The organism is Armatimonadota bacterium, assembly GCA_031081585.1.
Classification (GTDB): domain Bacteria; phylum Sysuimicrobiota; class Sysuimicrobiia; order Sysuimicrobiales; family Humicultoraceae; genus Geohabitans; species Geohabitans tengchongensis.
Genome location: JAVHLY010000009.1, coordinates 63,486 through 84,938 on the forward strand (window position 1 = coordinate 63,486; position 21,453 = coordinate 84,938).

General features: G+C 74.7%; 25 protein-coding genes. 19 read left to right on the top strand and 6 right to left on the bottom strand.

Going from position 1 to position 21,453, the window contains the following annotated elements:
• Window position 1: 1 nt before the first annotated feature.
• From nusB to RB146_05275, 16 genes are all read left to right on the top strand, one after another.
• Window positions 2–415: a transcription antitermination factor NusB gene (gene nusB / locus RB146_05200; GenBank protein MDQ7828376.1), complete on the top strand. Its 414-nt coding sequence runs from the start codon at window positions 2–4 to the stop codon at window positions 413–415.
• Between the two features lie 2 nt (window positions 416–417).
• Window positions 418–699, top strand: coding sequence for an acylphosphatase (locus RB146_05205; protein MDQ7828377.1), 282 nt, complete (start codon window positions 418–420; stop codon window positions 697–699).
• Complete coding sequence (locus RB146_05210) at window positions 692–1,627, top strand: polyprenyl synthetase family protein (GenBank protein MDQ7828378.1); 936 nt, start codon at window positions 692–694, stop codon at window positions 1,625–1,627. Before RB146_05205 ends, RB146_05210 begins: the two co-directional genes overlap by 8 nt.
• A gap of 13 nt (window positions 1,628–1,640) precedes the next feature.
• Window positions 1,641–2,525 (top strand): TlyA family RNA methyltransferase, encoded by an 885-nt coding sequence (locus tag RB146_05215; protein MDQ7828379.1) that lies wholly within the window; start codon window positions 1,641–1,643, stop codon window positions 2,523–2,525.
• Window positions 2,525–3,403, top strand: coding sequence for an NAD(+)/NADH kinase (locus RB146_05220; GenBank protein ID MDQ7828380.1), 879 nt, complete (start codon window positions 2,525–2,527; stop codon window positions 3,401–3,403). The genes RB146_05215 and RB146_05220 overlap by 1 nt, the downstream gene beginning before the upstream one ends.
• 140 nt (window positions 3,404–3,543) lie before the next feature.
• Window positions 3,544–5,196, top strand: coding sequence for a CTP synthase (locus RB146_05225; GenBank protein MDQ7828381.1), 1,653 nt, complete (start codon window positions 3,544–3,546; stop codon window positions 5,194–5,196).
• 62 nt (window positions 5,197–5,258) lie between these two features.
• Window positions 5,259–6,167, top strand: coding sequence for a branched-chain-amino-acid transaminase (gene ilvE, locus RB146_05230; GenBank protein ID MDQ7828382.1), 909 nt, complete (start codon window positions 5,259–5,261; stop codon window positions 6,165–6,167).
• A 52-nt stretch (window positions 6,168–6,219) separates the two neighbouring features.
• Window positions 6,220–6,735, top strand: coding sequence for an NUDIX hydrolase (locus RB146_05235; GenBank protein ID MDQ7828383.1), 516 nt, complete (start codon window positions 6,220–6,222; stop codon window positions 6,733–6,735).
• A 45-nt stretch (window positions 6,736–6,780) separates the two neighbouring features.
• Window positions 6,781–7,041, top strand: a complete 261-nt coding sequence (locus RB146_05240; GenBank protein MDQ7828384.1) for a hypothetical protein — start codon at window positions 6,781–6,783, stop codon at window positions 7,039–7,041.
• Window positions 7,042–7,044: 3 nt separating this feature from the next.
• On the top strand, window positions 7,045–7,455 hold the full coding sequence (locus RB146_05245; GenBank protein MDQ7828385.1) for a PIN domain-containing protein: 411 nt from the start codon (window positions 7,045–7,047) through the stop codon (window positions 7,453–7,455).
• 17 nt (window positions 7,456–7,472) lie between these two features.
• A complete protein-coding gene (locus tag RB146_05250; protein MDQ7828386.1) occupies window positions 7,473–8,654 on the top strand; it encodes a phosphopentomutase in 1,182 nt (393 codons plus the stop codon).
• Window positions 8,651–9,493 (top strand): purine-nucleoside phosphorylase, encoded by an 843-nt coding sequence (locus RB146_05255; protein ID MDQ7828387.1) that lies wholly within the window; start codon window positions 8,651–8,653, stop codon window positions 9,491–9,493. The genes RB146_05250 and RB146_05255 overlap by 4 nt, the downstream gene beginning before the upstream one ends.
• 44 nt (window positions 9,494–9,537) lie before the next feature.
• Complete coding sequence (locus tag RB146_05260; GenBank protein MDQ7828388.1) at window positions 9,538–10,542, top strand: class I SAM-dependent methyltransferase; 1,005 nt, start codon at window positions 9,538–9,540, stop codon at window positions 10,540–10,542.
• Window positions 10,543–10,545: 3 nt separating this feature from the next.
• A complete protein-coding gene (locus tag RB146_05265) occupies window positions 10,546–11,865 on the top strand; it encodes a pyrimidine-nucleoside phosphorylase (protein ID MDQ7828389.1) in 1,320 nt (439 codons plus the stop codon).
• Between the two features lie 55 nt (window positions 11,866–11,920).
• Window positions 11,921–12,466 (top strand): AAA family ATPase, encoded by a 546-nt coding sequence (locus tag RB146_05270; protein ID MDQ7828390.1) that lies wholly within the window; start codon window positions 11,921–11,923, stop codon window positions 12,464–12,466.
• Window positions 12,467–12,554: 88 nt separating this feature from the next.
• Entirely contained in the window at window positions 12,555–13,427 is an 873-nt protein-coding gene (locus RB146_05275; protein MDQ7828391.1) for a 3-hydroxybutyryl-CoA dehydrogenase, read from the top strand.
• Window positions 13,428–13,466: 39 nt separating this feature from the next.
• Here RB146_05275 and RB146_05280 read toward each other — a convergent pair whose 3' ends face one another.
• From RB146_05280 to RB146_05305, 6 genes are all read right to left on the bottom strand, one after another.
• Complete coding sequence (locus RB146_05280) at window positions 13,467–13,721, bottom strand: hypothetical protein (GenBank protein MDQ7828392.1); 255 nt, start codon at window positions 13,719–13,721, stop codon at window positions 13,467–13,469.
• Between the two features lie 113 nt (window positions 13,722–13,834).
• Window positions 13,835–14,662 carry a hypothetical protein gene (locus RB146_05285; protein MDQ7828393.1) on the bottom strand — a complete coding sequence of 276 codons (828 nt, stop codon included), beginning with the start codon at window positions 14,660–14,662 and terminating at the stop codon, window positions 13,835–13,837.
• 69 nt (window positions 14,663–14,731) lie between these two features.
• Window positions 14,732–15,199: a Zn-ribbon domain-containing OB-fold protein gene (locus RB146_05290; protein ID MDQ7828394.1), complete on the bottom strand. Its 468-nt coding sequence runs from the start codon at window positions 15,197–15,199 to the stop codon at window positions 14,732–14,734.
• A 47-nt stretch (window positions 15,200–15,246) separates the two neighbouring features.
• Window positions 15,247–15,912: a Zn-ribbon domain-containing OB-fold protein gene (locus RB146_05295; protein ID MDQ7828395.1), complete on the bottom strand. Its 666-nt coding sequence runs from the start codon at window positions 15,910–15,912 to the stop codon at window positions 15,247–15,249.
• A gap of 65 nt (window positions 15,913–15,977) precedes the next feature.
• The gene (locus tag RB146_05300; protein ID MDQ7828396.1) at window positions 15,978–17,150 is read right to left on the bottom strand and encodes a thiolase domain-containing protein; all 1,173 of its coding nucleotides are present in this window, start codon (window positions 17,148–17,150) and stop codon (window positions 15,978–15,980) included.
• A 16-nt stretch (window positions 17,151–17,166) separates the two neighbouring features.
• Window positions 17,167–18,306, bottom strand: coding sequence for an acetyl-CoA acetyltransferase (locus RB146_05305; protein ID MDQ7828397.1), 1,140 nt, complete (start codon window positions 18,304–18,306; stop codon window positions 17,167–17,169).
• Window positions 18,307–18,446: 140 nt separating this feature from the next.
• On the opposite strand from RB146_05305, the gene RB146_05310 reads away from it, so the two are divergent.
• Genes RB146_05310 through RB146_05320 form a run of 3 tightly spaced genes read left to right on the top strand, consistent with a single transcriptional unit; the run spans window position 18,447 to window position 21,419 of the window.
• A complete protein-coding gene (locus tag RB146_05310; protein ID MDQ7828398.1) occupies window positions 18,447–19,592 on the top strand; it encodes an acyl-CoA dehydrogenase in 1,146 nt (381 codons plus the stop codon).
• A gap of 55 nt (window positions 19,593–19,647) precedes the next feature.
• Window positions 19,648–20,436, top strand: a complete 789-nt coding sequence (locus RB146_05315) for an electron transfer flavoprotein subunit beta/FixA family protein (protein ID MDQ7828399.1) — start codon at window positions 19,648–19,650, stop codon at window positions 20,434–20,436.
• Entirely contained in the window at window positions 20,436–21,419 is a 984-nt protein-coding gene (locus tag RB146_05320) for an electron transfer flavoprotein subunit alpha/FixB family protein (GenBank protein ID MDQ7828400.1), read from the top strand. Before RB146_05315 ends, RB146_05320 begins: the two co-directional genes overlap by 1 nt.
• Window positions 21,420–21,453: the final 34 nt, after the last annotated feature.

Sequence of the window (21,453 nt, forward strand, 5' to 3'; positions counted from 1 at the left end):
GATGAGCCCGCGGCGCCGGGCGCGCGACGTGGCGCTGCAGGTCCTCTTCCAGGCCGACGTGGGGAAGGCCCCGCTCGAGGACGTCCTCGAGCAGGTGCGGGCGGAGCGGCCTCGCGAGGAGTGGCCCTTCATCGTTGAGCTGTGCAGCGGGGTGTGGGCGCGCCGGGCGGAGATCGACCGTCTCATCGCCGAGCACCTCAGCGGGTGGACGCTCGACCGCATGCCGGCGGTGGACCGGGCGGTGCTGCGCCTGGCCCTCTACGAGCTGCTGGCCATGGACACCCCGCCCAACGTCGTCATCAACGAGGCGGTGGAGCTGGCGAAGAAGTACGGGACGGAGGACTCGGGACGCTTCGTGAACGGGGTCCTCGGCGCCGTCTACCGGGAGCGCCTCTCCCGGGTGCAGGGGCAGTGACCGTGGAGGAGGCCGCCGTCGTCCGCGCGCGGGTGCGGCTGCGCGGGCTCGTCCAGGGGGTGGGGTTTCGCTTCTTCGCCCAGCGCGAGGCGGCCCGCCTGGGGCTGGCCGGCTTCGCCCGCAACCTGCCGGACGGCAGCGTGGAGATCGAAGCGGAGGGCCCGCGGGCGGCGGTGGAAGCCTTCGTGCGCCGGGTGCGCGAGGGACCGCGCGGGGCCGTCGTGGAGCACGCCGAGGTGACCTGGGCGGCGCCCCGCGGGCAGCAGGGGTTCACCATTGGCTGAGCGCGCCCTGGCCGCCGACCTGCACGCCTACGCCGCCGACCGGACGGCGCGGGTGGACGCGGCCCTCGACGCCTGGCTGCCGCCCGAGGACGCCTTCCCCGCCATTCTCCACCGGGCCATGCGCTACAGCGTCTTCGCCGGCGGGAAGCGGCTGCGCCCGCTGCTGGTGATCGCCGCGGCGGAGACGGTGGGCGGAGCGGTCGAGCCGGTACTGCCCACGGCCTGCGCCGTCGAGCTGATCAACACCTACTCCCTGATCCACGACGACCTGCCCTCCATGGACGACGCCGCGCTGCGCCGCGGGCGGCCGGCCTGTCACCGCGTCTTCGGCGAGGCCATGGCCGTCCTGGCCGGGGACGCCCTGCACGCGCTGGCCTTCGAGCTGCTGGCCCGCCCCGTCCCCGGGGTGCGGCCGGAGGCCGCCACGGCGGTGGTGCGCGAGGTGGCAGCGGCCATCGGGACCGGGGGCATGGTGGGCGGACAGGTCCTCGACCTGCTGGCGGAGCGCAGGCCCGACCAGCCGGCCATGCCCGGCTGGCCGGGCGACCTCGCCTCGGCCGTCGCGGACATCCACCGGCGCAAGACCGCCGCCCTCATTCGTGCGTGCGTGCGGGCCGGGGCGATCCTCTGCGACGCGTCCTCCGAGGAGCTGGAGGCGCTCGATGCCTACGGGGCGCACCTGGGGCTGGCCTACCAGGTCATCGACGACGTGCTGGACGAGGTGGGCGAGGCGCAGACGCTGGGGAAGGACGCCCGTCGCGACGCCGCCAGTCGCAAGCTCACCTACCCCACCGTCTACGGGGTGGAGCGCTCGCGGGCGATCGCCGCAGGGCTCACGGCGCAGGCGGTGGAGGCGCTCCGGCCGCTGGGCGCCCGCGGCGACCTGCTGGCCGGGCTGGCCCGGCTCCTGCTGGCGCGGGAGGCATGAGGGGGCTGTCCTCATGACGGCACCGGCGCGCTCGCGGAGGGCCGGTGGCGCCGGAAACGCACGAGAGGCGCGGCGGCGCCGCCTGGACCTGCTGCTGGTGGAGCGCGGGCTCGCCTCCAGCCGGGAGCGTGCCCAGGCGGCGATCCTGGCCGGTGAGGTCCTGGTGGACGGGCAGCCGGTGGCGAAGCCCGGACGCCTCGTCCCGACTGGCGCCGCCATCACCGTGGTGCCGCGCCGTCCCCGCTACGTCAGCCGCGGCGGCGAGAAGCTGGAGCACGCCCTGCGCACCTTCGGGCTGGACGTGCGGGGCGCGGTGGCCCTCGACGTGGGCGCTGCCACGGGGGGCTTCACCGACTGCCTGCTGCAGCACGGGGCGGCCCGCGTCTACGCGGTGGACGTGGGCCGGGGGCAGCTCGACTGGCGGCTGCGCCAGGACCCGCGGGTGGTGGTGCGGGAGCGCACCCACGCCGCGCACCTCGACGCGCGGACCGTCCCCGAGCCGGTGCAGCTGGCCACCGTGGACGTCTCGTTCATCTCGCTGGTCCGCGTGCTGCCGGCGGTGGCGCGGCGGCTGGCCCCGGGCGGGCTCATCGTGGCGCTGGTCAAACCCCAGTTCGAGGCGGGACGGGGGATGGCCCCCGGCGGGGTGGTGCGCGATCCCGCCGTCCACCGCCGGGTGCTGGCCGACCTGGTGGCGTGGGCCCGCCGCCAGGGCTGGGGGGTGGCCGGGGTGACCGTCTCGCCGCTGCGCGGGCCCAGGGGCAACCGGGAGTTCTTCCTCCTCCTCGTCCCCGACCCGGCGCGGGGGGCGCGCCTGCTCCTCGACGACGGGGCCCTCGCCGCTGCCATCGAGGCCGCGGTGACCGCTCCCCTCGAGGAGGAGGCCCGCGACACCTGATGGAGACCGTCGCCGTCCTCATCAACCCCACCAAGCTCAGCCGCGGCTCCGAGGCGGCCGCGGCCGTGGGGGCGGCGGTGGAGCGCTTCCGCGCGCTGGGCCGCCGGGTGCTGGTGAGCGACACCGCCGCCGACCTGCTCCCGGTGCCTGTCGAGACCGCACCGGCGGAGGCGCTCGCGGGCGAGGCGGGGCTCCTGGTGGTGGTCGGGGGCGACGGGACCATCCTGCACGGCGCGCGCCTCAGCGCCGGGCGCGTGCCGCTGCTGGGCGTGCGCACCGGCGGCTTCGGCTTCCTCGCCGAGCTGAACGTGGAAGAGCTGCCGGAGGCCGTCCCGCGGCTGGCCGCCGGGGACTTTGCCGTCGAGCCGCGCATGATGCTGGAGGCCGCCGTGGAGCGGGACGGGATCGCGCGCGACCGCTACCTGGCCCTCAACGACGCCGTCGTCACCGGCACCGGCGTGGCGCGGGTGCTGCGCCTGCGCGCCTACGTGAACGACGAGCTCCTGGCCAGCTACCCGGCGGACGGCCTGATCGTCTCCACGCCCACGGGGTCGACCGCCTACTCCCTCTCCGCCGGCGGGCCCATCGTCCACCCGCGGGTGGAGGTGCTCATCATCACCCCCATCAACCCGCACACCTTCAACGCGCGGGCGGTCATCGTCGGCGCCGACGCGCGGGTGACCATCGAGGTCGACCCGCCCGGCCGCCCGGACGCGGAGCCGCGCCTCACCGTGGACGGGCAGGCCGGGCAGCCGGTGCGGCCGGGCGAGCGGGTGGTGGCGCGGCGGGCCGAGGCGGTGACGCGCCTCGTCCGCCTGTCGCGCCCGTCCTTCTACGGCATCCTGCGGGCCAAGCTGGCCTGGGGCGAGCGGGCGTGAGGGCCGGCGCCCGTGCCGCGGTGGCGTGGCGCCGGCGGGCCGGCGGCCGGCCGCCGGCCCGTCACGCACCGCCTTGCCGCTCCCCCGCGGCCGGTGTATAAGGAATCGGTTTGGGCTGCCGGAGGGAGGGAGGCGGTGGCGTGGGCAAGTTCATCTTCGTGACGGGTGGCGTGGCCTCGGCGCTGGGCAAGGGCATCACCTCCGCCTCCATCGGCCGGCTCCTCAAGGCCCGCGGCCTGCGCGTCAGCCTCCTGAAGTTCGACCCCTACGTGAACGTCGACGCCGGCACGATGAACCCCCACCAGCACGGCGAGGTCTTCGTCACCGAGGACGGTGGCGAGACCGACATGGACCTGGGCCACTACGAGCGCTTCATCGACGAGCCGCTCGGCAAGGCCAACAACGCCACCACCGGCAAGATCTACCTGGCGGTGATCACGCGCGAGCGCCGCGGCGACTACCTGGGCGGGACGGTGCAGGTCATCCCCCACGTGACCAACGAGATCAAGGACGAGATCCTGCGGGTGGTGCGCGAGGCGCAGGCCGACGTGACGATCGTGGAGGTGGGCGGGACGGTGGGGGACATCGAGGGCCTGCCCTTCCTCGAGGCCATCCGGCAGATGAAGCGGACGGTGGGGGCGGGCAACGTCCTCTACGTGCATGTCTCGCTCATCCCCTACCTCCCGGCGGCCGGGGAGCTGAAGACCAAGCCCACCCAGCACAGCGTGGCCACGCTGCGGAGCATCGGGATCCAGCCCGACGTGCTGGTCTGCCGCACGGCCCACCCGCTGACGCCGGCGGTCAAGGAGAAGCTCTCGCTCTTCACCGACGTGCCGGTGGAGAACGTCATCCAGGCCCTCGACGCCCCCCACAGCATCTACGAGGTCCCGCTCATGCTGGAGGCGGAAGGGCTCGGCGAGGCCATCGTGCGCGGCCTGGGCCTGGACACGCCGCCGCCGGACCTCCGGGAGTGGGCGGAGATGGTGGAGCGGCTACGCCGCCCGACGGCCCGCGTGCGCATCGCCCTGGTGGGCAAGTACATGGGGGTGGCGGACACCTACGTCAGCATCGTGGAGGCGCTCATCCACGGCGGCATCGCCCACCGGGCGGCGGTGGAGGTCACCAAGGTGGACGCGGAGGAGCTGGAGCGGCTGACCCAGGAGGAGGTGGACGCGCACCTGGCCGCCTTCGACGGCATCCTGGTCTGCCCGGGGTTTGGGGCGCGCGGCGTGGAGGGGAAGGTGAAGGCCATCCGCTTCGCCCGGGAGGCCCGGGTGCCGTTCTTCGGCGTCTGCTACGGGATGCAGTGGGCGGTGGTGGAGTTCGCCCGGCACGTCTGCGGCCTGGCCGGCGCCAACACCACGGAGGTGGACCCCGACACGCCCCACCCGGTGATCGACCTCCTCCCCGAGCAGCACGGCGTGGCCGACAAGGGCGGGACGATGCGCCTGGGCAGCTACCCCTGCCGGCTGCAGCCCGGCAGCCTGGCCCGGGAGGCCTACGGGACGGACGAGGTCCGCGAGCGCCACCGCCACCGCTACGAGCTCAACAACGCCTACCTGCCGGTGCTGACGCAGCACGGCCTGCGGGTCACGGGGATCTACCCGGCCAAGGACCTGGTGGAGATCATCGAGCTGCCCGACCACCCCTGGTTTGTGGGCACGCAGTTCCACGCCGAGTACCGCTCCCGCCCCACCCGCCCCCACCCGCTCTACCAGGCCTTCGTCGGGGCCGCCCTGCGTCGGGCCCGCGCCGCCGCCGCCGGCGCGACCGCCCGCGCCCCCGGGGGCTGACCCCACACCGCCCCGGGGCCGACGGCTGCGGCGGCCGGCCGGGGACGAACGAGGTGACGCCGATGCAGCAGGTCTACCTGAACGGACGCTTCGTGCCGCGGGAGGAGGCGCGCATCTCCGTCTTCGACCACGGCTTCCTCTACGGGGACGGCGTCTTCGAGGGGATCCGCGCCTACCAGGGCCGGATCTTCCGGCTGGAGCAGCACCTCGACCGCCTCTACGACTCCGCCCGCGCCCTGCTGCTGGAGATCCCGCTCAGCCGGGAGGCGATGCGGGAGGCCATCCTGGAGACGGTGCGCCGCAACGGCCTCCGGGACGCCTACATCCGGCCCATCGTCGCGCGCGGCGTGGGCGACCTGGGGCTCGACCCGCGCAAGTGCCGCGGGGCCACGGTGGTCATCATCGTCGACGCCATCCAGCTCTACCCGCCGCAGGCCTACGAGCGCGGGCTGCGCGCCGTCACCGCCCGGACGCGCAAGATCCGCCCCGACATGCTGAACCCGCGCATCAAGTCCCTCAACTACCTGAACAACATCCTGGCGCGCATCGAGGCCAACCAGGCGGACGTGGACGAAGCCATCATGCTCTCCCACGACGGCTACGTCTGCGAGTGCAGCGCCGACAACATCTTCATCGTCCGGCGGGGCGAGATCTGGACGCCCCCGCCGTACCTCGGCATCCTCCAGGGCGTCACCCGCGACGCCGTCCTGGACCTGGCGCGGGAGGCCGGCCTGCCCGCGCTGGAGCGGGTCTTCACGCTCCACGACCTCTACACCGCCGACGAGGCCTTCCTCACCGGGACGGGGGCGGAGGTGGGGCCGGTGGTCGAGGTGGACGGCCGTCCCATCGGCGACGGCCGCCCCGGCCCCATCACCCGCCAGCTGATGGAGGCCTTCCGCGCGCTGGTGCAGCGGGAAGGGACCCCGATCTACCCCGAGCCGACCCAGGCCGCCGTCTCCCCGGCCTCCTGACATGCCGCCCGCCGGCGACGCCCCTGATGGGCCCGCGGCGCCGGAGGTCCCGGTGCGCAGCCGCCGCGTCTTCCAGGGGCGGGTGATCGGCCTGCGCGTGGACGAGGTCCGCCTGCCCGACGGCCGCACGGCGGTGCGCGAAGTGGTGGACCACCCCGGGGCCGCGGTGGTGGTGCCGCTCACCGCCGAGGGCGAGGTCCTGCTGGTGCGCCAGTACCGCTACAGCGTGGGGGCGACGCTGCTCGAGGTCCCCGCCGGGACGCTGGAGCCGGGCGAGTCCCCGCTCGACTGCGCCCGCCGCGAGCTGACCGAGGAGGCGGGGGCCACGGCTGAGCGCTTCGAGCCGCTGGCGACGCTCTACCCCTCCCCTGGCGTCCTCACTGAAGTGCTGCACTGCTTCCTGGCCACCGGCCTCCACCTGGGCACGCCGCAGGGGACGGCAGAAGAGGACCTCACGCTGGTCCGCCTGCCCCTGGCGGAGGCGGTGGCGCGGGTCGTAGCCGGGGAGATCCGCGACGCCAAGTCGGTGGCCTCGCTGCTGCTGACGGCACGACGGCTGGGCGTATAGGCTGGTTCGACAGGTATACGGGGACCTGGTAAACTGGTTTACTGTATGAAGGTGACCATTGAAATCCCCGAGGAACTGTACCGGAGGGTCAAAGCCAAGAGCGCGCTCCTCGGTAAGCACGTCCGGGACGTGACGATGGAGCTTTACCAGCGGTGGTTGGCGGAGGAGCCGCCGGAGCCGCGCCAGACGTCGTCCGAGGAGTGGCTGGCGGCGTGGATCCGCCTGGGAGAGGAGTCGCTACGCCACGCGCCTCCCGGTCCGACAGCGTCGGAGGTGTTGGCAGCAGACCGCCGGCGGCTCGAGTAGCGCGTGCTCACCGTTGACGCCAGTGTCTGGGTCGCCTCCTTCGATCCGGGCGACCGCTTCCACCAGGAGAGCCGCCGGTTTCTCCACATCGTCGGGGAGCGTCAGCTGGCGCTCCATGCCCCTGCCCTGCTGCTCCTGGAGGTGGCCTGTGCCCTGGCCAGGCGGGCACAGAACGGGGCGGTCGGTCGTGCAGCCGCCCGGCGCCTGCGCACCCATCCCACGTTGCAGGTGCACCCCGTAGACTCATCGCTACTTTCGCGTGCCCGGGACGTGGGGACCGAGCGCCTGTTGCGGGCAGCGGATGCCCTCTACGTCGCGACGGCGGAGGTCCTCGCTGCCCCGCTCGTCTCCTGGGACAAGGAACTGGTCCAGCGTGCAGGCGCCCGCACGCCTCCAGACTGGCTAGGGGTCTGAGGCCTCGTCCTGCGGGTATGGTCCCGACGACCGGCCGCGCAGTGGTCCTCGTGCTGGACAGCGCGGGCGTGGGCGGGGCGCCGGACGCCGCCGCCTACGGGGACGAGGGGAGCGCCACGCTGCCCCACGTTGCCGAGGTCGCCGGTCCGCTCCGCCTGCCCCACCTGGAGCGCCTGGGGCTGGGGCGCATCGTGCCGCTGCGCGGTGTGGCCCCGGTGCCGCACCCCGCCGCCGCCTTCGGCCGGCTGCAGGAGCGCTCCGCCGGGAAGGACTCCACCACCGGCCACTGGGAGCTCATGGGGGTGATCCTGGAGCGCCCCTTCCCCACCTATCCCGACGGCTTCCCGGCCGAGGTCATCCGCGCCGTCGAGGCGGCCATCGGCCGTCCGGTGCTGGGCAACCGGCCGGCCTCCGGCACGGCCATCATCGAGGAGCTCGGCGCCGAGCACCTGCGCACCGGGGCGCCCATCGTCTACACTTCCGCCGACAGCGTCTTCCAGATCGCCGCCCACGAGGACATCGTCCCGGTGGAGACGCTCTACCGGTGGTGCGAGGTGGCCCGCGGAATCCTGCAGGGGCCGCATACCGTCAGCCGAGTGATCGCGCGCCCCTTCGTCGGGACCCCGGGCGCCTTCCGCCGCACCGATCGGCGGCGGGACTTCTCCCTGGCGCCGGTGGCGCCCACGGTGCTCGACGCCCTGGCCGCGCGCGGGGTCCCGGTGTGGGCGGTGGGCAAGGTGTGGGACCTCTTCGCCGGGCGCGGCATCACCCGGCACGTCCCCACCCACGACGACCTGGACGGCCTGGCCCGCCTGGCCGAGGCGCTCCGCTCGCTGGAGGCGGGCTGCTGCGTCGCCAACGTCGTCGACCTCGACACCCTCTACGGGCACCGCAACGACCCCGAGGGGTACGCCCGGCAGCTGGAGCGCATCGACGCCGCCCTCGGCCCGGTCCTGGCGGCGCTGCGGCCGGGGGACCTCTTCATCCTGACGGCCGACCACGGCAACGACCCCACCACACCCTCCACCGACCACTCCCGCGAGCTGGTGCCGGTGCTGGCGGTGGGGCCGGGGCTGCCGGCAGGGACCGATCTCGGCGTGCGCCGAACGTTTGCGGACGTGGCTGCCACCGTCGCCCGCCACCTGGGCGTGCCGTGGGACGGGCCGGGGGAACCCTTCAGCGAGGAGGGACGGCGATGAGCGCACGGGAGTGGCCGGCATGGGCGCCGCGCGTCGAGGAGGCGGTGCGCGGCGTGCGCGGCCGCAGCCGCACACAGCCCGCCCTGGCCATCATCCTCGGCTCGGGGCTCGGCGCGCTGGCCGACGTGATCGAGCGCGAGGCCACCATCCCCTACGCCGACATCCCCCACTTCCCGCGCAGCACCGTGGCCGGCCACAGCGGCCACCTGGTGCTGGGGACGCTGGAGGGGAAGCGCGTCGTGGCCATGCAGGGGCGCGTCCACTACTACGAAGGGTACACCATGGGCGAGGTGATCTTCCCCGTCCGGGTGATGCGCGCGCTCGGCGCCGGCACGCTGCTGGTGAGCAACGCGGCGGGCGGGCTCAACCGGCAATGGGCGGCGGGGGACCTCATGGTCATCACCGACCACATCAACGCCATGGGCACGAACCCGCTCATCGGTCCCCACGAGGAGGCGTTCGGCCCGCGCTTCCCCGACCTCTCCCGACCCTACGACCCGGCGCTGGTGCAGCTGGCCGAGCGCGCGGCCGTGGAGGAGCAGATCCTGCTGCGCCGCGGCGTGTACGTGGCGGTCTCCGGGCCGTCCTACGAGACGCCGGCGGAACTGCGCATGCTGGCCCGGTGGGGCGCCGACGCCGTGGGGATGTCCACGGTGCCCGAGGTCATCGCGGCCCGACAGATGGGCATGCGGGTGCTGGGCCTGACCGCCATCACCGACATGGCCACGGGGGAGGTGGTGGAACCGGTGACCCACGAGCAGGTCATCGCCGTGGCCCGGGAGGTGGAGCCGAAGTTCATCCGCCTGGTCCGCCGGATCGTGCGGGAGATGCCGCTCTGAGCTCCCTGACCGCGCGCGGTCGGGCCGCCGACCATCGGGCCGCGGTGCGCCCGCGCCCGCACCCCGGGCACGGGCACACGCCCTTCCCGCCGGACTTCACCGCCGACCTGCAGGCGCCGCGACAGTGGCCCGACCTCGCCGGCACCGCCTGGCGCGCGCCCCACCTGGTGGCGCCCACCTTCGGGGACCTGTGGCGCCTGGTGGACGCGCTGGTGGGCGCCCCGCCGCAGCGGGTGCTGGACGCGGGGTGCGGGACGGGGCAGTTCGCCCTGGAGCTGGCGCGCCGCGGCCACCACGTGGTGGGGATCGACCGGGACCGCGCGCGCATCGCCGTGGCCCGCCGGACGGCGGCCGCCGACCCCCAGGCGGTGCGGCGCGGCCCGCTGACCTACGCGGCGGGCGACCTGGCCGCCCTGCGCCTGGAGGCGCTGCGCGTGCAGGCCCCCTTCGACGTCGTGCTCTGCTGCCGCGTCCTGCACCACGTCCCGGACCTGGACGCGGCGCTCCGGGCCATCGCGCGGGTGCTGCGGCCCGGGGGGCGGCTGGTGGCGCTGGAGTTCGCCTACGACCGCTTCGACCGGCGCTGCGCCGCCTGGCTCTACCAGATGCGGCGGGCGGCGCAGCTGGCCGGTCTGCTCCCGCCGCCCTTCCCCCCGGACGGCTCGCCGGCTGAGGCGGTGGCCCGCCTCCAGCAGGAGTGGATGGCGAGGTACGCCGGCAGGATGCGGCTGCACCCCTGGCCCCGGGTGCACCGGGCGCTCCGGTCCCGCTTCCGGCAGGAGCACCTGGCCTGGCACCCCTATCTGCACTGGCGCCTGATCGAGCCCCTCGAGGGCGGCCCGGCCAGGGCGGAGACGGAGGCGGCCTTTGCGCGCTTCGTCGCCGACACGGAGCGCTACCTGGTGGAGGCGGGGGACCTGCCCGGCCTGCTCTGCGCGTACGTGGGCCGACCGCTCCTCCGCCGCACCCCTCGGCCGGTCGCCGACCGCGTCCGCTCCCTCCGCCTGCGGCGGTGCCGCCCTGGTGCCGGCGACGCCGCCCGCCCCTGAGGGATGCGCGCCTACGACCTGATCCTGCGCAAGCGCAACGGCGGGACCCTCGCGCCCGAGGAGATCGAGGCCCTCCTCCAGGGGTTCCTGCGCGGCGAGGTCCCCGACTACCAGATGAGCGCCTTCCTCATGGCCGTCTACTTCCAGGGGATGACGCCGGAGGAGACCGCCGCGCTCACCATGGCCATGGTGCGCTCGGGCGAGGTGGTGGACCTCCGGGAGATCCCCGGAGTGAAGGTGGACAAGCACAGCACCGGCGGGGTGGGGGACAAGACCTCCCTGGTGCTGGTGCCGCTCGTCGCCGCGGCCGGCGTCCTGGTGCCCAAGCTCTCCGGCCGCAGCCTCGGCCACACCGGCGGCACCCTGGACAAGCTCGAGGCCATCCCCGGCCTGTCGACGGCGCTCTCGCGGGAGGCGTTCGTGCGCCAGGTCGTGCAGGTGGGCTGCGCCATCGCCGGCCAGACCGCCGACCTGGTCCCCGCCGACAAGCGCCTGTACGCGCTGCGCGACGTCACCGCCACGGTGGACAGCGTGCCGCTCATCGCCTCCAGCGTGATGAGCAAGAAGATCGCCGGCGGGGCCGAGGCTATCGTCCTCGACGTGAAAACCGGCTCGGGCGCCTTCATGAAGACGGTGGACGGCGCGCGGGCGCTCGCCGAGGCCATGGTGGCCATCGGGGCGCAGGTGGGGCGCCGGACGGTGGCGGTGATCAGCGACATGGACCAGCCGCTGGGGCGGGCCGTGGGCAACGCCGTCGAGGTGGAGGAGGCGATCGCCACGCTGCGCGACGAGGGGCCGCCGGACCTCACCGAGCTGTGCCTGACGCTGGGGGCCGAGATGCTCGTGCTGGGCGGTGCCGCGCCGGACCGCCAGGCAGCCCGCGCGCGGCTGGAAGCCCGCCTGCGCGACGGGTCGGCCCTCGACCGCTTCCGCCGCATGGTCGAGGCGCAGGGTGGGGATCCCCGGGTGGTGGACGACCCCACGCGCCTGCCTCAGGCCGCCCTCCTGCTACCGGTGGAGGCCCCCCACGGTGGTGTGGTGGCCGCGATCGACGCGGAGGCGGTGGGCCTGGCGGCCATGGCGCTGGGGGCGGGGCGGGCCCGGCAGGAAGACGCCATCGACCCGGCGGTGGGCGTGCGCCTGCAGCGCAAGGTGGGGGAGCACGTGGCGGCCGGCGACGCCCTGGCCACGGTCCTGGCCAACGACGCCGCGCGGGCGCCGGCGGCGCGGCGGCGTCTGCTGGCGGCGTACCGCATCGCCGACGCGGCCCCGCCGGCGCGTCCGCTCATCCACGGCCGCGTCGAAGCGCCGCCCCGCCCGTGAGGCCCTGCCCCCCGCCGCGGTTCCGGACCGGCCGTCCCCGGCCGCGGCGCCGGTCGTGAAGCTCCTCATCCCCGACCCGTCGCTGGTGGTGCTGTGCGGCCCGGCGGGCAGCGGCAAGTCCACCTTCGCCCGCCGCCACTTCCGCCCCACCCAGATCGTCTCCTCCGACGCCTGCCGGGCCATGATCGCCGACGACGAGGCGGACATCTCGGTCTCGCGCGAGGCCTTCGAGCTCTTCCACTTCATCATCGACCTGCGGTTGCGCCACTGCCGGCTGACGGTGGCGGACAGCACCGCGCTGCGTGCGGAGGCCCGCCGCGACCTCCTGCGCCTGGCCCGCCGCCACCAGGTGCCGGCGGTGCTGGTGGTCTTCGACGTCAGCGAGGAGCGGGCGTATGCCCTGGACACCCGGCGGGAGCGCCGGGTGGGGCGGGCGGTGATCCGCCGGCAGTGGGAGGCGCTGCAGCGGGCGCTGATGACCATCCCCCAGGAGGGGTTCGACCAGGTCTACGTGCTGGGCGAAGACGACGTCACCTCGGCCACCGTCGAGGTGGTCGCGGAGGCGTCGCAGCGGGGGAAAGCCGAGCCGGGAGAGAAGTAAGGCGCAGGCAGCGGACGGCGCCCTGCTCCGTGCTGATCGTGCGCTGATCGCGCGGCCGGGTGCAAAGACGAGGAGACAGGAGGCCGGCGTGGCGATCGAACGTGTCGGGGTGGTGGGGTGCGGCCTGATGGGCTCGGGGATCGCCGAGACGTGCGCCCGGGCGGGGTACCGGGTGGTGGTGCGCGAGGTCTCCGCGGACCTGCTGGCGCGAGGGCTGGCGCGCATCGACGCCTCGCTGGGCCGGGCGGTGGAACGCGGCAAGCTCGACCAGGCCGCCGCCCGGGCCGCCCGGGAACGCATCCGCGGCACGGTGGACCTGGCCGACCTGCGGGAGTGCGACCTCGTCATCGAGGCGGTGGTCGAGCTGATGGCCGAGAAGAAGGCGGTCTTCGGCGAGCTCGACCGCCTCTGCCCGCCGCACACCTGGTTCGCCTCCAACACCTCCTCGCTCTCCATCACCGAGATGGCGGCGGCCACCGGGCGCCCGGAGCGGGTGGTGGGGATGCACTTCTTCAACCCGGTGCCGGTGATGCCGCTGGTGGAGGTCGTGCGCGGCCTGCGCACCGCCGAGGCGACGGTGGAGGCGGCGAAGGCCTTCGCGGCCACCCTGGGCAAGCGGGTGGTGGTGGTGAAGGACTCCCCCGGCTTCATCGTCAACCGGCTGCTGGTGCCCTACCTGCTGGACGCGGTGCGGGCGCTGGAGCTGGGGGTGGCCTCGCGTGAGGACATCGACACCGCGGTCACCCTGGGCCTCAACCACCCCATGGGCCCGCTCACCCTGCTGGACTTCGTCGGGCTGGACACCACCTACTACATCGCCCAGGCCATGTACGAGGAGTTCAGGGACCCCCGCTACGCGCCGCCGCCGCTGCTCAGGCGGATGGTCCTGGCCGGCTACCTGGGGCGGAAGACCGGACGGGGGTTCTACGAGTACGAGCCGCCACCCGGCGGGACAGGATGAACCGGTCGGCCCAGGGGTGCGTGCCGGTGGGCAGGCCGGTCAGGGCATCGCCGCCTCGCCGCCGGCGCGGGTCCGGCGCCGCCGGCCGCCGCGGATGGCGTTGGCCACGTCCTCGGCCACGACCAGGATCCCGCGCTGCCGCCCCTCGCCGCCGCGCCCGATGAGCGCGTAGGGCACGTTGTGGTTGCGAAGCCAGTTCAGCGTGCGCGCCACATCGCTCTCGTTACGGGGATCGAGGCCGGCCTTGGTCATCAGTTCGTTGAGTCCGATGATCTGTCCCCACGCGTCGTTCATCCTCCACCTCCCGTAGCGACGTCAGCCCCCCCGGGCTGCTGACCGTGCCATGGCGTTCGGATGGTGGCCGGAGGGCGCTCAGAGCGCCCTGGAAGCCGGATTTGGCACTGTTCCTAAGATACCACGACCGGCCGATCCGGCGCGTCCCCGGGGCGGAAGAGGACGGGGGTGAGCGGGGCATCGGCCCCGGCGTAGGCCGCCGCAACGCGCTCACGCAGCGCGTCGCGCTCGCTGTCGTCGCCCACCAGGAGGCAGTGCTCGTCGGGGATGGCCATCACCGGCCGGGCGATCTCCGCGGGGACGATCAGGTCCGGGACCAGGAGGCGCGCGGCGTCGAACCCGTCGAGGTGGTCGTACGTCCGCTGTGGGCCGCCGATCTCCTCGAGGACGTGCCGGGTGCGGCGGCGCAGGTTCTCCAGGGCCAGGGTGTGCAGGTCGTCGGCGCCCATCCCCCAGGCTTCGGTCATGGCGGCCGTGACGTAGGTGACCTGATGGAGGCTCTCCACCACGTACAGGACGACCAGCCCCGCGGGGAAGGGCCGCGTCACCGGATGGTACGCCGGCGGGTAGCGGCGCAGCGTCTCCGCCACGGCGGCCGGCTTGAGCAGCGGCAGGAGGCGATCGCGCACCAGGGCGAGGGGGGCGGGCCGCGGCGGAGGGAGCGTGGCGCGGACGCGGTCCACCGTGTCATCGACCGCCGCCTCCGCGCCGCGCCCGCGGGTCAGCCGGAAGAGCGAGATCAGGTCGAGGCGCACTCGCACGCCGGCGAGGTCGAGCACCAGGCCACCGGGGACGGCACGCACCACGCGGACGTCCGGGTGGGTGGTGCGCAGCCGGGCCAGGACGTCGGCGCGGAAGCGACGGTACCGGGCCCAGACGCCGACGGCGCCGGCGACACCCAGCGCTGCGGCGGCCAGGGCCGCGCCGGCCGGCGGGGTCACCGGCGGTGAGAGGTCGAGGCCCCGGTCGCCGGCGTCACCCCCTGCGCAGAGGCGCGGCCGCGGCGGGCGTCACCGGAAGTAGAGGATGTCCCGGATGGTGCCGCGGCGCTCGCGGGTCGGGCGCAGGACCGCCTCTACCCTCTGCCCGATGCGCACCGCCTCGGGCGGACCGGCCAGCGGGACCAGCAGCGAGCCGTCGGTCCCGTCGATGGCCACGACCCCGAACACCTGCGGCTGCGGGAGCCTCCGCCCCCGGCGGTCGCGCCGGACCACGGTGAAGGTGTGCACGGTGCCGCGCGGAGGCACCTCGTCCCAGTACCTCGAGAGGTCGACGAAGCACTGGCGGCAGTACAGGCGCGGGGGGAGGTAGGTCGTGCCGCACTCGGGGCAGCGGGTGACGCTCAGGCGCCCGCGGCGGCGCAGCACGTCGAAGAAGCGCTCGCCGGCCACGCCGGCGGTGTAGCGAAAGGCCACGGGGATCGCCCCGCTCCAGGCCCGCAGCGCCTCCCCGGAGGTGAGCTTGGTCTTCAGCCCCATGGTCCGCGTCCCTCCCGCCCGCTGCGCCGCCCCGCTGCGGGGCGGCGCTACTCCACCAGCGCGAAGTGCCGGATGTCGGTGATGGCGCCGGTGCGCTCCTCCGCCGGCCGCCACACCGCGCGCACCCGCGCCCCCACCCGCACCCGCTGCAGGATCCCCTCCACCGTGGTACTGCCCAGGTCCCCGAGCAGGTGGAGGAACCCCACCCGCGGCTGCGTGCCGTCGATCTCGATGACCGCCGGGACCTGCGGGACCTCGAGCCGCCGGAGGTCCCAGGTGATGGTGCAGATGGAGAAGGTGTTCACCGTGCCGGTGTCCGGCAGCTCCACCCAGGCGTCCATCGGGCGGAAGCACCACTCGCAGAACGCCCGCGGCGGGGTGACGGTGCGCCGGCACCGGTCGCATCGCACGCCCAGGATGCGCCCCTCGCGCAGCCCCTCCAGGAAGCGGCTGACCGCCACACCGGCGTCCCAGCGGTAGAGCAGGCGCGGGTCCCAGTGCTCTAGGCTGACCCGCCCCTCCTGCACCTGCGCTTCGGACAGCGGCGTCCCGCGCAGGCCGCGGGCTTCGGCGGGGACGCCGCCTTTCAACGCCGCGTCGGGGAGCTCCCGCGCCTCGGGTGCGCGTTCCCGCGGGGCCGCCGGGCGCGCGGGAGCCGTGGCCCGCCCGGCCGCCCTCCGGGCGCGGTGCGCTGTGGGTCGTGACCGTGCCATTACCTCACCTCGTCCGCACCGGCACCGATCCGCCCCCGGGCCTGGCGGGTCGAGCGCCCCGGGGGCTAGACGCCCAGGACGACCACGGTGCCGATCTGCATCAGGTCCCCCCAGGCCTGCGCCAGACCGCGCCTGGGGGCGTTGGGCACCTGGCGCGGGCCCGCCTCCCCGCGCAGCTGCCAGAAGATCTCGCAGACCTTCATGAGCCCGGCGGCGGCGATCGGGTTCCCCACCCCCAGCAGCCCGCCGGACGGCGAGCTGGGCAGCGCCCCCTCCCGGTCGAACCGGCCGCGGACCAGGTCCTCGGCCGCCTTGCCGCGGTCGGCCAGCAGCAGCCCCTCCAGGTGGTGCAGCTCCTTGTAGGCGAAGGGGTCGTAGGGCTCGACGACGTGGATCTCGCGCCGCGGGTCGGTGATGCCGGCCATGGCGTAGGCCATGCGCGCGGCCTGCTCGACGTAGCGCGGGTAGGCCAGGTCCCGGTTCCCCCAGTAGGAGGTGTCGAGCGACCAGCCGATCCCCTCCACCCAGACGGGGCGGGGGCTCAGGCGCCGGGCCACCCGCTCGCTGGCCAGCACGATGGCCGCCGCCCCGTCGGAGACCGGGCTGACCATCAGGCGGTGCACCGGCCAGGCCACGACCTCCGAGGCCAGCACCTGCTCCACCGTCACCGCCTCGGCCACCTGCGAGGCCGGGTGGCCCAGGGCGTTGCGCTTGTTCTTGACGGAGACGAGGGCGATCTCCTCGTTGCGGATCCCATAGGTCTGCATGTAGCGCGTCTGCTCGAGGGCGAAGATCCACAGCAGGTTGGGCCCCAGCGGCCGCTCGATGGTGTGGTCGAAGATGGTGATGAAGGCGGCCTGGGGGTGGGGCTGGGTGGGGCTCATCTTCTCCTCGGCCACCACCAGCACCAGGTCGAACATCCCCGAGGCCACCAGCGTCCACCCGGAGATGATGCTGAAGACCCCCGACCCGCCCCCCACGTAGACGCGGAAGTAGGGCTTGCGGTACGCGCCGGCGCCGTCCAGCAGGTACTCGCCCTTCATGTGCTGCCCGTCGAAGGCGTCCGGGGCGGAGGCCATGACCACCGCCTCCACGTCACGGCGGCGCACCCCCGCGCTCTCCAGCGCCTGGCCGGCGGCGTAGTAGCTGAGCTCCTTCCCGGTCTCCAGGGCGCGGCGGACGAAGCGGGACAGCCCCGCCCCGATCACCGCCACCCGGCGCGAGCCGCGTCGCCGCATCACGAGGCCCTCACCATCACGCCGCGCCCAGCACCACGGCACCGCCGGTCGTCGTGGGGACGCCGCGCCAGGAGAGGACGACGGCGGTCCGCACGCCGGGTACCTGCATCGGCCCGGCCTCGCCGCGCACCTGCAGGGCGGTCACGGCCACGCGCACGAGCGCCGAAGCGTCGTACCCGTACCCCATCCCCAGGTGCCCTCCGGAGGCGTTCACCCGGTCCGCCGCGGCCAGCGCCGCGCCCTCCCGCAGCGCGCCGCCGGGCGGCAGGCCGAGCGCCGCCTCCAGGTGCTGGAGCTGCTTGTGGGCGTAGGTGTCGTCGACCTCGAAGAGGTCGACCTCGCGCCCGGGCGCCCGGAGGCCGGCGTCGCGGTAGGCCATGGCCGCCGCCAGGTGCGCGTAGGTCGCCTCCGCCCAGGGGCGGCCGCTGAGGGAGGGCTCGTCGGAGGCCCAGCCGATGCCGCGCACCATCACCGGACGGCCCCGCAGCGCCCGCGCCGTCTCCGGGGCGGCCAGCACCAGGACGACGGCCCCGTCGGCGGTCTGGCTCACCATGGCCGCCCGCAGGGGATCGGCCACCACGGTGTCCGTCAGCACCTGCTCCACCGTGAGGTCGGCCCCATAGGCGGCGAAGGGGTTGCGCAGCGCCCGGCGGCGGTTGGCCACCACCACCTCGGCCACGGCGCGCTCCGGCACGCCCGCCTCGTGCAGGTAGCGGCGCATCTCCAGCGCGGCCACGGCGTGGGGGTCGAGGCCCCAGGGGCGCTCGTAGGTGGGGTCGAGCGCCATGGCCAGCACCTCCTCGTGCTCCAGCACGTTGCTGGCCTTGCTGTGCGCTTCGACCACGACGACGTCAGCGGCCCCGGAGCGGATGAGCAGGCAGGCCGCGGCCAGCCCCTGCAGCCCGTCCCCGGCGACCGTCTGCACCGGCTTGAGCACCGCCCCCAGCTGGTCGGGGGTGTACTCGTCGGTGATGGAGGTCCCCTCGTGCAGGTCCTCCGCCACGGTGACCACGCCGTCCACGTCGCGCGGATCCACCCCGGCGTCGGCGTAGGCGCGGGTAGCCGCCTCGAAGACCAGCTCCCGGAAGGAGAGGTCGGGGGAGACAGGGCGGAGCGGCGTGAGCCCGATGCCGGCGATGGCCACGAGGTTGTCCACGGGAGTCCTCCGGTCGGAACCCCCCAAGAGTTCTCGACGCCCCCGCCGCACCCCTCCAGACCGCGCGCACCGGGCGGGCCGCCGCGCCAGGGGCGCGAGCAGGGGAGGCGTGCGCGGGGCACGAACCAGATGAAGGCCGCATGGAGTTCGCCCTCAGCGAGGAGCACCGCCTGCTCCAGGCCACCGTCCGGGAGTTCGCGGCACGGGAGATCGAGCCCCAGGCCGCGGCCCTGGACCGGGAGCACCGCTACCCGGCGGAGATCATCCAGCAGGCCGCCCGGCTCGGCCTCATGGCCATGATGGTCCCGGAGCAGTACGGCGGGGCCGGCATGGACGCGCTGGCCTACGTCATCGCCCAGGAGGAGCTGGCCCGCGCCTCCGCCGGGGTCCAGGTGATCATCAGCGTGAACAACTCGCTGGTGTGCGACCCCATCCTGGCCTTCGGGACCGAGGAGCAGAAGCGGCGCTACCTCCCGCGGCTGGCGGACGGGCGGTCGCTCGGCTGCTACTGCCTGACCGAGCCGGAGGCCGGCTCCGACGCCATGGCGCTGACCACCCGGGCGGAGCGGCGCGGCGGGGAGTGGGTGCTGAACGGCCGCAAGGTCTTCGTCACCAACGGGGTGGAGGCGGACCTCTGCATCGTCTACGCCCGCACCGAGCCCGTCCCCGGCGCCCGGGGGATCTCGGCCTTCATCGTCGAGAAGGCGTTCCCCGGCATCAGCGTGGGGAAGGTCGAGCGCAAGCTCGGCATCCGCTGCTCGTCCACGGCCGAGATCCTCCTCGACGACTGCCGCGTGCCGGCGGAGAACCTCCTGGGGGAGCGGGGGCAGGGAGGCCGCATCGCCCTGGCCACGCTGGACGGCGGCCGCACCGGCATCGCCGCCCAGGCGGTGGGCATCGCCCGCGCCGCCCTGGAGGCGTGCGTCGCCTACGCGCGGGAGCGCCGCCAGTTCGGCCGGCCCATCGGGGAGTTTCAGGCGATCCAGTGGACGCTGGCCGACATGGCCACCCGCATCGACGCCGCCCGGCTCCTCACCTACCGCGCCGCCTGGCTGCGCGACCAGGGGCAGCCCTACACGCGCGAGGCCTCGGTGGCCAAGCTGGTGGCCGCCGAGACGGCCACGTGGGCCACCGCCCGGGCGGTCCGGCTCTTCGGCGGCTACGGCTACATCGAGGACTACCCGGTGGAGCGCTACTACCGGGACGCCAAGATCACCGAGATCTACGAGGGGACGAGCGAGATCCAGCGCCTGGTGATCAGCCGCCAGGTGCTAGGATCGAAGTGACGCCGCCGCAGGCGGCGGGCGCGCGGCCCCGGCGGGGGCGCGGCGGAGGGCGAGGATGGAGATCGTCGTCTGCATCAAGCAGGTGCCCGACACCGAGGCGCCGATCCGCATCCGGCCGGACGGCAGCGGCATCGACGAGACCGGAGTGAACCTGGTGATGAACTACTACGACGAGCACGCCACCGAGGCCGCCCTGCAGCTGCGCGAGCGGTTCGGGGGGACGGTGACCCTGGTCAGCGTCGGGCCGGAGCGGGCGCGGGAGGCGCTGCGCCAGGGGCTGGCCATGGGCGCCGACGAGGCCGTCCTGGTGAGCGACCCGCGTCTGGCCCGGGCCGACCACCTCCAGGTAGCGCGCGTGCTGGCCGCCGTCATCGCCCCCCGCCGGCCCGACCTGGTGATCTGCGGCAAGCTCAGCACCGACGACAACGCCGCCCTGGTGGGACCGGCGCTGGCGGCGCTGCTGGACCTGCCGCAGGCCACGGCGGTGAGCCGGCTCGAGGTGGCCGAGGACGCCACCCATGCCCTGGTTCACCGGGAGCTGGAGGGGGCCGTCGAGGTCCTGGAGCTGCCGCTGCCGGCGCTGCTCACCGTGGAGCGCAACCTCAACGAGCCGCGCTACCCGTCGCTGCCGGGCATCATGAAGGCCAAGCGCAAGGAGATCCCCGTGCTCACCCTGGAGGCGGCGGGGATCGACCCCGAGGCGCTGGGCACGCCGGGTGCCGTGCTGGAGCGCCTGGCGCCCCCGCCGGCGCGCCCGCCGGGGCAGCGGGTGGACGGCCAGGACCCGGACGCGGCGGTCGAGGCCATCGTGCGCTACCTGGCCGAGACGGCGAAGGTGCTGTGATGGCCGGGGGGATCTGGGTCCTGGTGGCCCGCGAGGACGGCGCCGTGCGCCGCCTCACCTACGAGCTGCTGGGCAAGGCCCGCGAGCTGGCCGGCCAGGGGCGTGTGGCGGCGGTGCTGGTGGGCGGCGAGGGGGGCGTGGACGCCGAAGCGCTGGGCGCCTACGGGGCCGACGAGGTGCTCGTGCTCGCGGCCCCGGCGCTGGCCGCCTACACGGCGGAGGCCTACACGGCGGCCCTCCTCCCCCTCCTGGCCCAGGAGCGGCCGGAGGTGTTGCTCATCGGCTCGACGGCCCAGGGACGCGACCTGGCGCCGCGCCTGGCCGTGCGCGCCGGGGCGGCCATCGTTACCGACTGCCAGACGCTGGCGCGGGAGGACGGGGCGCTCGTGGCCATCCGTCCGATGTACACGCGCAAGGCCATCGGCACGGTGCGGCTGCTCCCCGGCCGGCTGCACATCGCCGTGGTCCTGCCGGGGGTCTTCCCCGTCCCGCCCCGGCGCGACCGGCGCGCGGAGGTGCGGCGCGTCCCCGTCCCGCCCGAGGTGGGGAGCCGGGCGCGCGTGCGCGAGGTGCGGGCGCTGGAGCGGGAGACGGTGCCGCTCACCGAGGCGGACATCGTCGTCTCCGGCGGCCGGGGCCTGCGCGGCCCCGAGCACTTCGCCCTGCTCGAGGAGCTGGCCCGCGCGCTGGGCGGGGCGGTGGGCTCGTCGCGGCCGCCGGTGGACTCGGGGTGGGTGCCGCACGACTACGAGATCGGGCAGACCGGCAAGACCGTGGCCCCGCAGGTCTACCTGGCTGTGGGGATCTCGGGCGCCCCCCAGCACCTGGCCGGGATGTCCGGCAGCAAGCACATCATCGCCATCAACAAGGACCCGCAGGCGCCCATCTTCCAGGTGGCCGACCTGGGCGTGGTGGGGGACCTCTTCGAGATCGTCCCCCGCCTGACCGCGGCGGTGCGGCGGCGGAAGCAGGCGGGGCCGTGACGGGTCCCCGGCACGGGGCATGAGCGAGGCAGAC